General features: G+C 59.2%; 11 protein-coding genes. 8 read left to right on the top strand and 3 right to left on the bottom strand.

The window, feature by feature from the left end; genetic code table 11:
- Positions 1-229 precede the first annotated feature (229 nt).
- The 5 genes from KW848_RS09800 (at position 230) to ilvD (ending at position 7,201) form a co-directional block, all read left to right on the top strand.
- Complete coding sequence (locus tag KW848_RS09800) at positions 230-1,426, top strand: class I SAM-dependent rRNA methyltransferase (protein ID WP_008150557.1); 1,197 nt, start codon at positions 230-232, stop codon at positions 1,424-1,426.
- Between the two features lie 423 nt (positions 1,427-1,849).
- Entirely contained in the window at positions 1,850-2,929 is a 1,080-nt protein-coding gene (locus KW848_RS09795; RefSeq protein WP_218536748.1) for a SagB family peptide dehydrogenase, read from the top strand.
- Positions 2,926-3,903 carry a diiron oxygenase gene (locus tag KW848_RS09790; RefSeq protein WP_218536680.1) on the top strand — a complete coding sequence of 326 codons (978 nt, stop codon included), beginning with the start codon at positions 2,926-2,928 and terminating at the stop codon, positions 3,901-3,903. The genes KW848_RS09795 and KW848_RS09790 overlap by 4 nt, the downstream gene beginning before the upstream one ends.
- Positions 3,896-5,101, top strand: coding sequence for a multidrug effflux MFS transporter (locus KW848_RS09785; protein ID WP_218536679.1), 1,206 nt, complete (start codon positions 3,896-3,898; stop codon positions 5,099-5,101). The genes KW848_RS09790 and KW848_RS09785 overlap by 8 nt, the downstream gene beginning before the upstream one ends.
- A gap of 258 nt (positions 5,102-5,359) precedes the next feature.
- A complete protein-coding gene (ilvD, locus tag KW848_RS09780; protein ID WP_111448426.1) occupies positions 5,360-7,201 on the top strand; it encodes a dihydroxy-acid dehydratase in 1,842 nt (613 codons plus the stop codon).
- 72 nt (positions 7,202-7,273) lie between these two features.
- Here the strand turns inward: ilvD and KW848_RS09775 are convergent, their stop codons facing one another.
- Positions 7,274-8,488: an SGNH/GDSL hydrolase family protein gene (locus KW848_RS09775; RefSeq protein ID WP_218536678.1), complete on the bottom strand. Its 1,215-nt coding sequence runs from the start codon at positions 8,486-8,488 to the stop codon at positions 7,274-7,276.
- A 178-nt stretch (positions 8,489-8,666) separates the two neighbouring features.
- The gene (locus KW848_RS09770) at positions 8,667-9,734 is read right to left on the bottom strand and encodes a haloacid dehalogenase-like hydrolase (protein WP_218536677.1); all 1,068 of its coding nucleotides are present in this window, start codon (positions 9,732-9,734) and stop codon (positions 8,667-8,669) included.
- Positions 9,735-9,974: 240 nt separating this feature from the next.
- Between KW848_RS09770 and KW848_RS09765 the strand changes: the two genes are divergently transcribed.
- The gene (locus tag KW848_RS09765) at positions 9,975-11,366 is read left to right on the top strand and encodes an L-cystine transporter (protein WP_111448424.1); all 1,392 of its coding nucleotides are present in this window, start codon (positions 9,975-9,977) and stop codon (positions 11,364-11,366) included.
- A 117-nt stretch (positions 11,367-11,483) separates the two neighbouring features.
- Here KW848_RS09765 and KW848_RS09760 read toward each other — a convergent pair whose 3' ends face one another.
- On the bottom strand, positions 11,484-11,996 hold the full coding sequence (locus tag KW848_RS09760) for a dihydrofolate reductase (RefSeq protein WP_218536676.1): 513 nt from the start codon (positions 11,994-11,996) through the stop codon (positions 11,484-11,486).
- An 85-nt stretch (positions 11,997-12,081) separates the two neighbouring features.
- Between KW848_RS09760 and KW848_RS09755 the strand changes: the two genes are divergently transcribed.
- Entirely contained in the window at positions 12,082-13,461 is a 1,380-nt protein-coding gene (locus tag KW848_RS09755; protein ID WP_218536675.1) for a DUF2868 domain-containing protein, read from the top strand.
- Positions 13,454-14,830 carry a GTPase/DUF3482 domain-containing protein gene (locus tag KW848_RS09750; RefSeq protein ID WP_218536674.1) on the top strand — a complete coding sequence of 459 codons (1,377 nt, stop codon included), beginning with the start codon at positions 13,454-13,456 and terminating at the stop codon, positions 14,828-14,830. The genes KW848_RS09755 and KW848_RS09750 overlap by 8 nt, the downstream gene beginning before the upstream one ends.
- The last annotated feature ends 135 nt before the right edge of the window (positions 14,831-14,965 follow it).

Below are 14,965 nucleotides of genomic sequence, written 5' to 3'. Positions count from 1 at the left end.
AGAAGATGGATCCGACAGTCAGTCAAGCGCAATCCATGTGGGAGCGGGCTTGCTCGCGAAGGCGGCGTGTCAGTCGACATTAATGCTGCCTGGCACCCCGCCTTCGCGAGCAAGCCCGCTCCCACAGGTTCAGCACCTTACTGACGACCCTCATCGGCGTTTCATCGACCACCAAACCCGCCACTACCTCAACACGCTATACTCCCGCTCTTTTTTCCGGAGCGACGTCATGTCCCTGCCTAGCCTGCGCCTCAAAGCCAACGCCGACCGTCGCCTGCGAAACGGCCACTTGTGGGTCTACAGCAACGAAATCGATGTAGCCGCCACCCCATTGCACGGCTTCAAGGCCGGCGACCAGGCGATCCTCGAAGCCGCCAGCGGCAAGCCGCTGGGCATCGTTGCCATGAGCCCGAACAACCTGATCTGTGCCCGCCTCTTGTCGCGCGACATCAAGTTGCCGCTGGACAAGTCGCTGCTGGTGCATCGCCTGAACGTCGCGCTGTCCCTGCGCGATCGCCTGTTCGACAAGCCGTTCTATCGCCTGGTCTACGGCGATTCCGACCTGCTGCCAGGTCTGGTAGTTGATCGTTTCGGCGACATCCTGGTGGTACAGATCGCTTCGGCAACCATGGAAGCCCATAAAGAAGACGTGATCGCAGCGCTGACCCAAGTGGTCAAGCCTAGCGGCATTCTGTTCAAGAACGACTCCGCTGCCCGTGATGCCGAAGGCCTAAACCGCTACGTCGAAACCGTGTTCGGCCTGGTGCCGGAGTGGGTTGCCCTGGAAGAAAACGGCGTGAAGTTCGAAGCACCCGTCATCCAGGGACAGAAAACCGGCTGGTTCTACGACCACCGCATGAACCGCGCGCGCCTGGCACCTTACGCCAAAGGCAAACGCGTGCTGGACTTGTACAGCTACATCGGCGGCTGGGGCGTGCAAGCGGCTGCATTCGGCGCCAGTGAAGTGTTCTGCGTCGACGCATCGGCCTTCGCCCTCGACGGCGTCGAGCGCAACGCCGCGCTGAACGGTTTCGCCGACAAAATGACCTGCATCGAAGGTGACGTGTTCGAAGCCCTGAAAGAGCTGAAAGCCAGCGAAGAGCGTTTCGACGTGATCGTTGCCGATCCTCCGGCGTTCATCAAACGCAAAAAAGACATGAAGAACGGTGAAGGTGCCTACCGTCGCCTGAACGAGCAAGCCATGCGCCTGCTCAGCAAGGACGGCATCCTGGTCAGCGCTTCATGCTCGATGCACCTGCCGGAAGACGATCTGCAGAACATCCTGCTGACCAGCGCCCGTCACCTGGACCGCAACATCCAGATGCTGGAGCGTGGCGGTCAGGGCCCGGATCACCCGGTTCACCCGGCTATCGCCGAAACCCGCTACATCAAGAGCATCACCTGCCGTCTGCTGCCAAACAGCTGATTTCGCCGGTTTGACGGGGAGCCTGCCGGCTCCCCGTTCTATTATCTGTTATTGAACTCTCTAACTTCCTACTCCAGCGATCTTAATGACTTGCAGGACGTTTCGCCCTGTCTGTTATTTAAGCGGACAGAACTTACAAGATTCATCCAACCCTCAGATCAATCCGACAAAATTACTGGAATATTCCTACCCAATTTCCCCTTGATAAGAATTCATTACAAACTATGATTAAGTCGTCACAAAGGAGTGACACTCACTATCAATTACAAGGAGTTCAAAACATGAAAGCAATTACTCTGGAAACCAACAAAATCGCTAACCTGGCTTTTCTGGTCGCACCAAAAGCCCGCTAAGTAAATGAAACGCTGGGGAGTGCCGGCTACCCAGCGTTTTCTATGGAAAGACCAGAGTGAATCGCCAATCATGCAGATAAACCCTTATATATTCATACTTCCTCGCACGCCCGACCAAATAGTCTGGGATTACAAGAACCACAAACAATTCGAATTGAATCTTGAGTATTCAACCCGTCTCGCACACCTTATCGAAAACCCTGAAAAGTTTGATGACAATAACATAATAGACACACAACTCATGAACGCGGGAATACTCACACCCTCAATACAAAGCCCTCTTGAATGGGGTTGGGATGAACTGTCGAAGATATTTCATATCGGCACCAAGAACATTCCTTGTGAATATGTCCCCCAAGATATTAATGAATGGTCGAGACACTATCTGGACCATTGCGCCGAAGTACTGGCCACTCCTGCCCCCCAGACCAGGCGCACAGAGCGCCCGACAACCGAACGAATTGCCCTGCCTCAACCCTCCTGCTTCCCGGTAAAAGCGCTGGTAAAGACATTGATCGAGCGAAAGACCTGTCGCACCTTCACGGGTGAAAGGGTTTCCCTCGATGATGTGAGCACTCTTCTGTATTTGTCCCTTGGCTATTTGCGTGAGCGCGACAACGACATCGACGAAACCATCGCTGACGGTCTCGGCGCCCGGCGCACCAGTCCATCCGGTGGCGGGCTGAATGCCTGCGAAGGTTTTCTTCATGTTCAGAACGTCAGCGGCCTGAATCCCGGTCTCTACGCCTACCACCCCGACGAACATGCTCTGAGCTTCGTCAGTCCGGTGCCTGACTCGCCCTTGGGCCAGTTGTTGTGTGGGCAGCATTTCATCAACAACCTGCCAGTCGGCCTGTTCATCACCGCTCGCTTCGACAAACTGTGGTGGAAATATGAACACTCGCGGGCGTACCGAATGGCCTACATGGAGGCCGGTCATATTTCACAGACCTTTCAACTGGTGGCCACCGCACTTGGGTTAAGCACCTGGCTGACCGGTGCGTTGGCGGACGATCAGGTCGAAACGTTGCTGGGGATCGAGGACAGCGCCGAACAACCGTTGTTTTTTGTGGGCTGCGGCCAGAGTGACGGGCAAGTGATGTGCAAGGAATTAAAAGCACTGCTGCGCAGCCGAGGCTCACAACAATGACCGAGCCCCGCACAGACGACCTGTCACTGCCCGACGCCTGGGCACAGCGCTTCACCCTCGGTGACTGGAACACCCGAGCCTCGGTACGAACCAGCGAACACACCTATCAATTGCCATCAGATCTGGAACGGCAACTGGAAACACGACACTGGTTCCCGCCCGCCTTCTTGCCCTACCTGAATCACCCGGTGATCGAAGCAGCCGGCAGCGCGATCACCCATCGATTATCGGCCAACCATCTGGTGTATTTCCTCGACTACACCACCCGGCTCGAACATCGGATCGTCAACCGCTCCGTGGAAACCATCGTCCACGATGAGCTCGGTGCGCCCATCCCCCGACGGATGAAAACGGCCGCCCTCCAGCTCTATACCGATGAGGGTTATCACGCGCTGTTCTCCAATAGTCTCGCCGAGCAGATAGCCGACCTCTACGGCATGACCCAACGCCCGGTGATGCCGCGCCGCATTACCCGACTGAACGCCCTGATTGACCACTGCCCAGACAGGCATAAAGCGCTGGCCTGGTTTCTCGTCGGTTTCGTGTCCGAGACCATCATCGCCAGGGAACTGCTCGAGGTTTGCCGCAACGAGCTGGTGTCCAGCGTCCAGGAAATGCTCAGGGACCACCTCACCGACGAGGCCCGACACAGTCGTTATTTTTGCGAGGTGTTCCATTATCTGTGGCTGACCCTGAACAGCAGCCAACGCACGTTCGCCGCAAAGCTGCTGGTGGACATCCTCCTGATGTTCTTTGAGGTCGATGAACGATGGCTGAAGGAAAGCCTGAACAGCGTGGGCCTCAGGGAAAATTGCGTCGCAGAAATCCTCAGTGCCCTGACCGGCCCGCAAGCCTGCCTTCAGCGCGCCCGATCAGGTGCAGGCGCGACGCTACAGGCAATGGAAAAGGCAGGTTTTTTCGACCTGCCTTTTAACCAGCGAATCTTCGTACAGGCAGGACTTGTCGATGGATGAAGGAAAATCTGCGGTCAGTGTCAAACACCGCCGCTCTGCGATCACCCTGTTAATGACCATGGTCATGCTGGGGGTCTTCCCTCTGGATGTTCTTCTGCCATCGTTCCCGGCGCTGGCCGAACACTTCCGCACCACGCCAGGCGACATCGCGTTTTCCATCAGCCTGTTTGCCATCGGGATCGCACTTTCCCAACTGCTGGTCGGGCCGCTCTCGGATGTCATCGGGCGCAAAAGTCTGCTGCTGGCGGGAATGGCGGTCTCGATTGTCGGTGCGACGGGTTGCGTGCTGTCCACCGACTACGCCTGGTTCCTGATGTTCCGGGTGGTACAGGCCATCGGCTGCGGTTGCTTCGTACTCTCGCAGGCACTGGTCCAGGACCTGTTCGACGGCAAGGAGCGGGATCAACTGCGGATCCTGATGGTCACCGCCAGCGGGATCTTCATTTCCGTCTCGCCACTGGCTGGCACCCTGTTGCAACAGGCACTGGACTGGCCCGCAAGCTTCATTATCTTTATTGCCCTCGCCGCCGCCGTGTTCCTCAAGGCCTGTTTCTTTCTTGAGAACCGGCACACCGCCACAACCCCGCGCCGAAGCATTCTTCAGTCCTACCGGCGCGTCTGTCGCGATGCGGGTTTCCTCGGCTATTGGCTGATCGCCGCAATCGCCTTCACCTGCCACTTTTCCTTCATTGTCATCTCGCCCCTGATCTTCATGGAGCAGTTGCAGCTTTCGGCCTACGAGTTTTCCCTGACATTGTTGCTGTATGGCGTGGCCTACATCATCGGCGGCATTGTCGCTCGAGTCCTCGCCGGGCGGATCGCGGCCAATACACAGATAGTCGTTGGCCTGGGCCTGATCTTCATTTCTGGACTGGTGATGCTCTTGCTCTCAAATCTGCTGGGGCTTTCAGCCCTGACCGTGCTGATCCCCATGATCATCTGCACCGCCGGCACAACCATCGTCCGCCCTGTTGCCACCTCCAAAGCCATGGAAGTGTTCCCGGACAATGCCGGTACATCGGCGTCGGCCGGGAACACGCTGATCTTCATCTTTGGCGGGGTGATCAGCGCCCTGATCAATCTGAGTGGCGCCCATCTGCAAACGACTCTCGCATTGAGTTTCATCGTCTTGAGCACCGTCGGCGTTTCCTTCAATGCACTGATCACACGTCGGCAGCTCTCGCTGAATACCGGATGATTCCTGCCGGTCGTCATCCCACACGCTCCGTCAGTGCTGGATCCCCCTTTTCCGGCATTCCCTCCTGACGCCAGCCGTGTAGAATCGCGACATTCATCGCCAGTCATCCCCCGGCGGGTTTATGAGCTCAAGCTGAAGCGCGCGGCGATCCCGCAAAGTTATCGGCAACTTCCGGACACACGGCCATTTCTGAGTGTTCCAGACGTCAATAGAAGCTCACTTCCCTTTTGATACCTGATTAGCCGCCCGGAGTGCTTCATGCCTGATTACCGCTCGAAAACATCCACCCATGGCCGCAACATGGCCGGCGCCCGCGCACTGTGGCGCGCAACGGGTATGAAAGATGACGACTTCAAAAAGCCGATCATCGCCATTGCCAACTCCTTCACCCAGTTCGTACCGGGCCACGTCCACCTCAAGGACCTGGGCCAACTGGTCGCCCGTGAAATCGAACGCGCCGGCGGTGTCGCCAAAGAATTCAACACCATCGCCGTGGATGACGGCATCGCCATGGGCCACGACGGCATGCTGTATTCGCTGCCGAGCCGCGAGATCATTGCCGACTCCGTCGAGTACATGGTCAACGCCCACTGCGCCGATGCGATCGTCTGCATCTCCAACTGCGACAAGATCACCCCTGGCATGCTGATGGCCGCCCTGCGCCTGAACATCCCGGTGATCTTCGTTTCCGGCGGCCCGATGGAAGCCGGCAAGACCAAACTGGCCAGCCACGGTCTCGACCTCGTCGACGCCATGGTGATCGCCGCCGACTCCAGCGCTTCTGACGAGAAAGTCGCTGAGTACGAGCGCAGCGCCTGTCCGACGTGCGGTTCGTGCTCCGGCATGTTCACCGCCAACTCGATGAACTGCCTGGTCGAAGCCCTGGGCCTGGCATTGCCGGGCAACGGTTCGACCCTGGCCACCCACAGCGACCGCGAGCAACTGTTCCTGCAGGCCGGTCGCACCATCGTCGAGCTGTGCAAACGTTACTACGGCGACAACGATGAGTCGGTATTGCCGCGCAACATCGCCAACTTCAAGGCGTTCGAAAACGCCATGACGCTGGACATCGCCATGGGCGGCTCCACCAACACCATCCTGCACTTGCTGGCTGCGGCCCAGGAAGCCGAGATCGATTTCGACCTGCGCGACATCGACCGTCTCTCCCGTCACGTTCCGCAACTGTGCAAAGTTGCGCCGAACATCCAGAAGTACCACATGGAAGACGTGCACCGCGCCGGCGGGATCTTCAGCATCCTCGGCTCGCTGGCCCGTGGCGGTCTGCTGCACACCGACCTGCCGACCGTGCACAGTAAAACCCTGGCCGAAGGCATCGCCAAGTGGGACATCACCCAGACCAACGACGAAGCGGTGCATCACTTCTTCAAGGCCGGCCCTGCGGGCATCCCGACCCAAACCGCGTTCAGCCAGTCGACCCGTTGGGAAACCCTGGACGACGACCGTGAAAACGGCTGCATCCGCAGTGTCGAACACGCCTACTCGAAAGAAGGCGGCCTGGCCGTTCTCTACGGCAACATCGCGCTGGACGGCTGCGTGGTGAAAACCGCCGGCGTCGACGAGTCGATCCACGTGTTCGAAGGCAACGCGAAGATCTTCGAAAGCCAGGACAGCGCCGTACGCGGCATCCTCGCGGACGAAGTGAAAGCCGGCGACATCGTGATCATTCGTTACGAAGGCCCGAAAGGCGGCCCGGGCATGCAGGAAATGCTGTACCCGACGTCGTACCTGAAATCCAAAGGCCTGGGCAAAGCTTGCGCCCTGCTCACCGATGGCCGTTTCTCCGGCGGCACCTCGGGCCTGTCCATCGGCCACGCTTCGCCAGAAGCGGCGGCCGGCGGCGCGATTGGTCTGGTGCAGGATGGCGACAAAGTGCTGATCGACATTCCGAACCGCTCGATCAACCTGTTGATCAGCGACGAAGAAATGGCCGGTCGTCGTGCCGAGCAGGATCAGAAAGGCTGGAAGCCTGTGGAAAAACGTCCACGTAAAGTGACCACCGCACTGAAGGCCTACGCCCTGCTGGCGACCAGCGCCGACAAGGGTGCTGTGCGTAACAAGGCGATGCTCGACGGGCTGTAAGCGTCGATCACCGCGATAAGAATGCCCCGCCAAGTGCGGGGCTTTTTTATGGGCCTATGATGAGATCTCGCTTTACGGCCCCACCAGCCGGGCTTGCAGATAATCGTAAAGTTCGCCGGCGCTTTTTTTGTAACCTTCACTACTCAGGTGAATCAGATCATTTTGAGCCAAATGCGCTACCTGCCAGCGCTCAATTGAACAGGCGCCACCCATGTAAGCTTGCCAGTCCCAGAACAAGGCGGCGGCCTTCAGTGCTGCTTGCCTTTGAATTTGAATGATCTGAGCAAGTTTTGCCGGTTGGCGCCCGGCGCATGAGTCAGCGGACCGTTGTTTTATCGAGTCTGCTGGCCCGACCAGCAAGATCACGACATCAGGCAAGGTGCGTCGTAACAGGACAAGCTTCTCGCTCAGGTCAGCCTCATAAAGTGTCAGGTCCAGATCGTCGTCAAATGCTTCATTACCCCCATACGCGAGTACCAGCAAGTCAGGGTGCAAGGCTTGCAGGGTGCTTTGCCAGCCGTCTTGCCACCTATCGAGAATCTTCAACATCGCACCATTAACACCCAATGCAGAGTACGTCACTCCAGTCTCTGTCAACGACTCGATGTTCCAGCCTCCCAGTTCTACGGTCTGATTCGAGGCTATCACCAGATCAACCGGCAGGCTTACGGGTTGGATAGCGGGGCTGAAACGCCATTGTCCAGATGTTGGCAACAGCTCGACACTGGCAGAGTCCCCTCCAGCACTGGCGGTCAGGCGGCTATTGAAGAGCGCACGGTACAGCGCTGATATTCGATATATGCCGTCATTCGATGCTCGTGATTCGATATGCACCCCTGCGCCCGGGCTCATGGGCAGCGACAGATAGCCTCCCAATGGAAACTCGCCGCTGTACTGATTGCGACTGGAAACCAGACGCCATTGCCCATCTACCGTCGACAGAACAACCTGATCGTAACGAGTGCCTGGTACAGGCATCGCCGCGATGAAGCCAATGCCGCCAGCACCGTATTGTTTCTGGAACAGTCGACGCATTTCGCCTGTGAACAAATCGGCAGCCGTGTGAGAGTCTCCCAATTGCACAATACTGACCGACGTGCTGCGCGAGGCCTTTAGTTTGCCCACCAGCTTACTCAAGTTCAGGGGCGAGACCCCTTGAGGCACGGTGGGTGAAATGACCTGATCATTTCGCGGCATCGACTCAGCCGCCGCACTCGTGCAAAGCCAGCCGTATCCGCTCAGCGTGGCGATCATCCACGCGATAAAGACCCGATGTAATCGTCGCATGCCCCCGTTCCTTCGGTCGTTGCCCGAGCCAACTGCCCAGCGCCGTATCACCCAATGATAAATCAATGAATATAGGCAGCAGACAGCCACTGCGCGTCGTTATTCCGAACAAAAAAAGGCCCCGCATTTGCGGGGCCGGTCGCGCGCCCACACTGTGCGGGGGCGATTATCGTGGCATTTACTGAATCTCTTCCGGCTTCACGATCACCCAGTTCTTGTCCGCCGTGACCTGCAACCCTTCCTTGGCCTGAGCCGCCGCGTGCTTGGCCATCATGCCGTTAATCTGGTTCATGTATTTGTCTTTGCGGTTAACCCACAAGTGGATGCCACCCTTGGCCACGTCAACATCGTGGAACAGCATGTAACCGTCGCTGCTCGGGGTATCGCCGCCCACCAATACCGGTTTTTTCCACTCGTCGATGTAGGTCAGGATCGCCGCATGCTTGCCGGCCATCCAGGTCGCCGGGGTCCACAGGTACGGGGTCAGTTCGAGGCCGAGGTTGGCTTTCTCGTCATACTTGCCCGCGGTGATCTGCTTGCGCGCCGTGGTCAGTTCGCCGGTCTGGCGGTCCTTGAGCAGCGTGGTCACGCCGATCACGTTCTGCGGTTTGACGTTGTAGCCGTACTTCGGATCGGCGGCGACCATGCGCACCAGCTCCTCGGAGGCGGCGGTCATCACGTAGACATCGATGCCGTTCTCCATCAGCTTGTTGTAGAGCTCTTTCTGGCCGGTGAAGATTTTCGGCGGGTTGACGTCGAGGTTCTTGACCACGTCGCCTTCGTAATACGTCGCCGGCACCGGTTTACCAGACGTCATTAACTCATCGACGTAGCCTTTGAGTTCCTGGAGGGTGAAGCCGGAGAACACTTGGGCGACCCATGGGTAGCAAACCATGTCGTCGACTTCGCAGAGTCGATAGTAGTAGCTGAACAAACTTTCCTTGTGGTCGGCAGTGTCTTTGAACGGCATCAGTTTCAGGGAGGGATCGAGTTTCTCGCGGGTGATCAGGCCCTTGTTTTCCATGAACGGCAGCAACGACTCTTCGAGGTCGTAGCGGTAACTGGTGTTGTCCATGTCGAACACCGCGTAGTTACCTTTGTTGGCGTTGGCAGCAATCATTGCGTCCAGCGCCTTGGCCTGATCGGCTGGCCAATGCTTCAAATCCGTGGCGAATACCTGGCCGGCGAGGCCAAGACCCAAACTCAATCCCAACGCGGCAGCCAGAAATTTCGGTGCAAGCTTCATCGGCATTTCTCCCTGAATGAAAGACATCGACGCTAACAAATAAGTGTGACAGTCCTCGCCTGTCAGCGACCGCTCACGTCTCCATTGCGCCAGCTGCATCCCTGTGAGCGACGCGCGCTTATTCCAAAAACGACGGTTTTCATACGTTTTTGGTATTAATTCATTGGAAATCAAGCTGTTAGGCTTGCCGGTTCGCAGTCACCCCGGAAGGTGGCTGGCACAAGTCTTATCGGAGTTCTCATGAATCTGCCGCTGATCCTCAATCTGCTGGTGTTCCTCGCGTTACTTTTTGGTCTTGCACAAACCCGTCACACCACCTGGAGCCTGGCGAAAAAAGTTCTGCTCGCGCTGGTGCTGGGCGTGGCGTTCGGTGTGGCGCTGCACACCCTTTACGGTGCCGGCAACCCGGTACTGAAAGCCTCGATCGGCTGGTTCGATCTGGTGGGCAACGGTTACGTGCAGTTGCTGCAAATGATCGTGATCCCGCTGGTGTTCGCCTCGATCCTTAGCGCCGTGGCCCGCCTGCACAACGCCTCGTCGCTGGGCAAGATCAGCTTCCTGACCATCGGCACGCTGCTGTTCACCACGGCCATTGCGGCGCTGATCGGTATCGGGCTGACCAACCTGTTTGGTCTGACCGCTGAAGGCCTGGTGGCCGGCACTCAGGAAATGGCCCGTCTGCAAACCATTCAGACCGACTACGCGGGCAAGGTTGCCGACCTGAATGTGCCGCAGCTGTTGCTGTCGTTCATTCCGCAAAACCCGTTCGCCGACCTCGCTCGCGCGAAGCCGACCTCGATCATCAGCGTGGTGATTTTTGCTGCGTTCCTTGGGGTCGCGGCGCTGCAACTGTTGAAAGATGACGTGGAGAAAGGTCAGAAAGTGATCAACGCCATCGACACCTTGCAAGCCTGGGTGATGCGCCTGGTACGTCTGGTGATGAAGCTGACCCCGTACGGCGTTTTGGCGCTGATGACCAAAGTGGTCGCCGGCTCCAACCTGCAGGACATCATCAAACTCGGCAGTTTCGTGGTGGTTTCCTACATCGGGCTGGGCCTGATGTTTGTGGTCCATGGCCTGCTGGTCTCGGCCGCCGGGATCAATCCCCTGCGCTTCTTCCGCAAGATCTGGCCGGTGCTGACGTTTGCTTTCACCAGCCGCTCCAGCGCTGCGACCATTCCGCTGAGCATCGAAGCCCAGACCAGCCGTTTGGGTATTCCACAGTCCATCGCCAGTTTTGCCGCGTCGTTCGGCGCGACCATTGGCCAGAACGGTTGTGCCGGTCTGTACCCGGCGATGTTGGCAGTGATGGTTGCACCGACTGTGGGCATCAACCCGCTGGACCCACTGTGGATCGCGACGCTGGTGGCGATTGTGACGCTGAGCTCGGCGGGTGTGGCCGGAGTGGGCGGTGGCGCGACGTTTGCCGCGTTGATCGTGTTACCGGCGATGGGCTTGCCGGTGTCACTGGTGGCGTTGCTGATTTCGGTTGAGCCGCTGATTGATATGGGGCGCACGGCGTTGAACGTGAGTGGTTCGATTACCGCCGGTGCGATCACCAGCCAGATCATGCAGCAGACCGATAAAGAGCTGCTGGATGCGGATGAGCATTCGGAGTTGGCTCACGCTTAAGTAGCGCCTGATAGTCCGCCTTCGCGAGCAAGCCCGCTCCCACATTGGTCCTGCGGTGTACATAGAACTTATGAACACCCGAGATCAACTGTGGGAGCGGGCTTGCTCGCGAAGCTTTTAGGCCTTTTCCCACACCTCGAAGTTGTACGCTGGCTTATCGCCTTCCGCTGGATTCGCAACATTCGACACCAGTTTCCACTGCCCCAAATCAAACTCCGGAAACCACGCATCCCCTTCCGGGCTCAGCGCCACGCGCGTCAAATACAGCCGATCAGCCTGGGCCAACCCCTGCGCATACAACTGCGCCCCACCAATCAGCATCAGCTCATCGACGCCCTGTTCCCGCGCCCACTCTTCCGCGCGAACCACTGCAGCCGCAAGCGACGGATAAACTTCCGCGCCTTCCAACTTCAGATCTGCCTGACGGCTGACCACGATGTTCAACCGGCCCGGCAACGGGCGACCGAGGGAATCCCAGGTCTTGCGACCCATGATGATCGGCTTGCCGAGGGTCGTGGCCTTGAAGTATTTGAAGTCCCCCGGCAAGTGCCAGGGCATGCTGTTGTCGACGCCGATCACACGGTTTTCACCGAGGGCTGCGATCAGGCTGAGGGGGAGTGATTTAGTCATGCCGGCGAGGATACCAGAGCCTCCCGTACCCCGATAAGCGCCACAGCGGTTATGCTCACCGTTCAATTGAGCGACGGGATGCCGCGTGACTGAACTGACTCCACTGCAAAACCTCTGGCTGACCGAGACGGTGCGCCTGCGTGAAGAACATGCCGGCCCCCTGGATGATCTGGAAGCCAACCGACTGGCCCGCAGCGCGGGCGGCGATCTGCCGACACGTATTCAACGCCGTGCCCTGTGGCTGGCCGAGCGTGATGGGCTGACCAGCGCCCTCAAACATTGGCTTCAAGGCGCGCGTCTGGCGCTGATCGTGATGGCGGTGCTGGCCATTGCCAGCGGCGCCGGTCTGGCGTTTGCCGCGTTGGGCGACGGACAAACTCCGGTGAATGTGTTCTGGGCCTTGGGCAGTTTGCTCGGGCTGAACCTGATTCTATTGCTGAGCTGGGCGCTGGGCTTGGTCTTCGCCGGCGAACACGGCGCCACCCTCGGCCGCTTATGGTTATGGCTCAGCGAAAAACTCGCCCGCAATGCCAAAGCCGCGCAACTGGCCCCGGCCCTGCTGCTCTTGCTGCAACGACAGAAACTCAATCGCTGGGCGGTCGGCATACTGGTCAACAGCTTGTGGTTGCTGGCGATGCTCAGCGCACTGGTCATGCTATTGATGCTGATGGCGACCCGCCGTTATGGCTTCGTCTGGGAAACCACGCTCCTGGGCGGCGACACTTTCGTCGCCATGACCCAAGCCCTCGGTGCCCTGCCGGCCATGCTGGGCTTCAACGTTCCGACCGTGGAAATGATCCGCGCCAGCGGCGACGCCGCATTGAATATCGAAAGCGCCCGTCAGGCCTGGGCAACATGGCTGGTCGGCGTGCTGGTGGTCTACGGTGTTTTGCCGCGACTGTTGTTGGCGCTGTTTTGCCTGTGGCGCTGGAAAACCGGGCAAGCAACATTGCATCTGGATTTGAACCTGCCCGGTTACGCCCAACTGCGCGAACGGCTGATGCCGACCAGCGAACGCCTGGGCATCAGCGACGCTGAGCCAGAGCAATTGCACCGTATTGAAAGCGGTGTCAGCGACCTGCCAAGCGATGGCGCGCTGTTGGTGGCCATCGAGCTGGACGACCAACGCCCCTGGCCGCCGCCACTGCCGAAATCCGTGAGCAACGCCGGCGTCCTCGACAGTCGCGAATCGCGGCACAAACTTCTCGAACAGCTGAGTCGCTTCCCCCCGGCCCGTCTGGCCATCGCTTGCGATCCGCGACGTTCGCCGGACCGCGGCAGTCTGGCACTGATCGCCGAACTGGCCCGCAGCGCCAGCGCCACCCGCGTCTGGCTGCTGCAAGCTCCGCCGGGTGAAGCGCTGGATGCCGAAAGGCTCGGCGACTGGCACGTGGCGCTGCAACAGCTGGACTTGCCGTTCGCCGATTGCGCGCCGTTGAACTGGCTGGAGAGCGGTCATGACTAACCCCTGGAAACCGCCCTTGAAGCTCGCGGTGGTCGGCCACACCAACGTCGGCAAAACCTCATTGCTGCGCACCCTGACCCGCGATGTCGGTTTCGGTGAGGTGTCTCATCGCCCCAGCACCACACGACACGTCGAAGGCGCACGGTTGTCGGTGGACGGCGAGCCGTTGCTCGACCTCTACGACACCCCCGGCCTGGAAGATGCCATCGCCCTGCTCGACTATCTCGAACGCCTGGAGCGTCCCGGCGAACGCCTCGACGGCCCGGCACGGTTAGCGCGATTTCTTGAAGGCAGCGAAGCACGACAACGGTTTGAACAGGAAGCCAAGGTGCTGCGGCAACTGCTGACCTGCGACGCCGGTCTCTACGTGATCGACGCCCGGGAACCGGTGCTGGCCAAGTACCGCGACGAACTGGAAGTGTTGGCCAGCTGCGGCAAACCGCTGCTGCCGGTGCTGAATTTCGTCAGCAGCGCCAACCACCGCGAACCGGATTGGCGCGAAGCGTTGGCACGCCTCGGCTTGCACGCCTTGGTCCGCTTCGACAGCGTCGCACCGCCGGAGGATGGCGAACGTCGACTGTATGAAAGCCTCGCCCTGCTGCTGGAGAACGCCCGCCCGCAACTGGAACGCTTGATCGTCGATCAGCAAGCCCAACGCCAGGCCCGGCAACAGAGTGCGGCGCGGCTGATTGCCGAATTATTGATCGACTGCGCCGCGTGCCGGCGTAGCGTGATCAGCGAAGCCGAGCAAGAACAGCAAGCCATCAACGAACTGCGCAAGGCGGTTCGACAACGGGAACAACGCTGCGTCGAAGCGCTGCTCAAGCTCTACGCCTTCCGTCCACAGGACGCGGCGGCCAGTGACCTGCCGCTGCTCGATGGCCGCTGGGGGGATGACCTGTTCAACCCGGAAACCCTGAAACAGCTCGGCGTGCGAGTCGGTGGCGGTATCGCGGCCGGCGCGGCAGCCGGGGCCGGGGTCGATTTGCTGGTAGGCGGCCTGACCCTCGGTGCGGCCGCATTGGCTGGAGCGATTGCCGGTGGCGCCCTGCAAACGGCCCGCAGTTATGGCAGTCGGTTGATGGGCAAGATCAAAGGCCAGCGCGAACTGACCGTCGATGACAGCGTGCTGCGGCTATTGGCGCTGCGTCAGCGACAACTGCTGCAAGCACTCAATGCGCGTGGGCATGCGGCGATGGACAGCATTCAAGTCGCCACACCCCAGGACAAGACCTGGCGCGAAGGCAAACTGCCCGAACCGCTGAACAAGGCCCGGGCGCATCCGCAGTGGTCTTCGCTTAATCCGCATTCGAAGTTGAGTCAGGGGGAGCGCCAAGAGCAGGTTGAGGTGTTGGCGCAACAGTTGTAAAGCCCGAGTGATGTGCAGCTCAGGCGGGCCTCTTCGCGAGCAAGCCCGCTCCCACATTTAATCTGCAGTGATTAGAGGTTTTGTGTACGACGCAGATCCAATGTGGGAGCGGGCTTGCTCGCGAATGCAGCGGCT

Origin of the sequence: Pseudomonas sp. PDM25, assembly GCF_019219045.1 — a bacterium.
Taxonomy (GTDB): domain Bacteria; phylum Pseudomonadota; class Gammaproteobacteria; order Pseudomonadales; family Pseudomonadaceae; genus Aquipseudomonas.
Note: the sequence above shows the minus strand (reverse complement) of the source record. Positions and strands in the feature narration are given on the sequence as shown.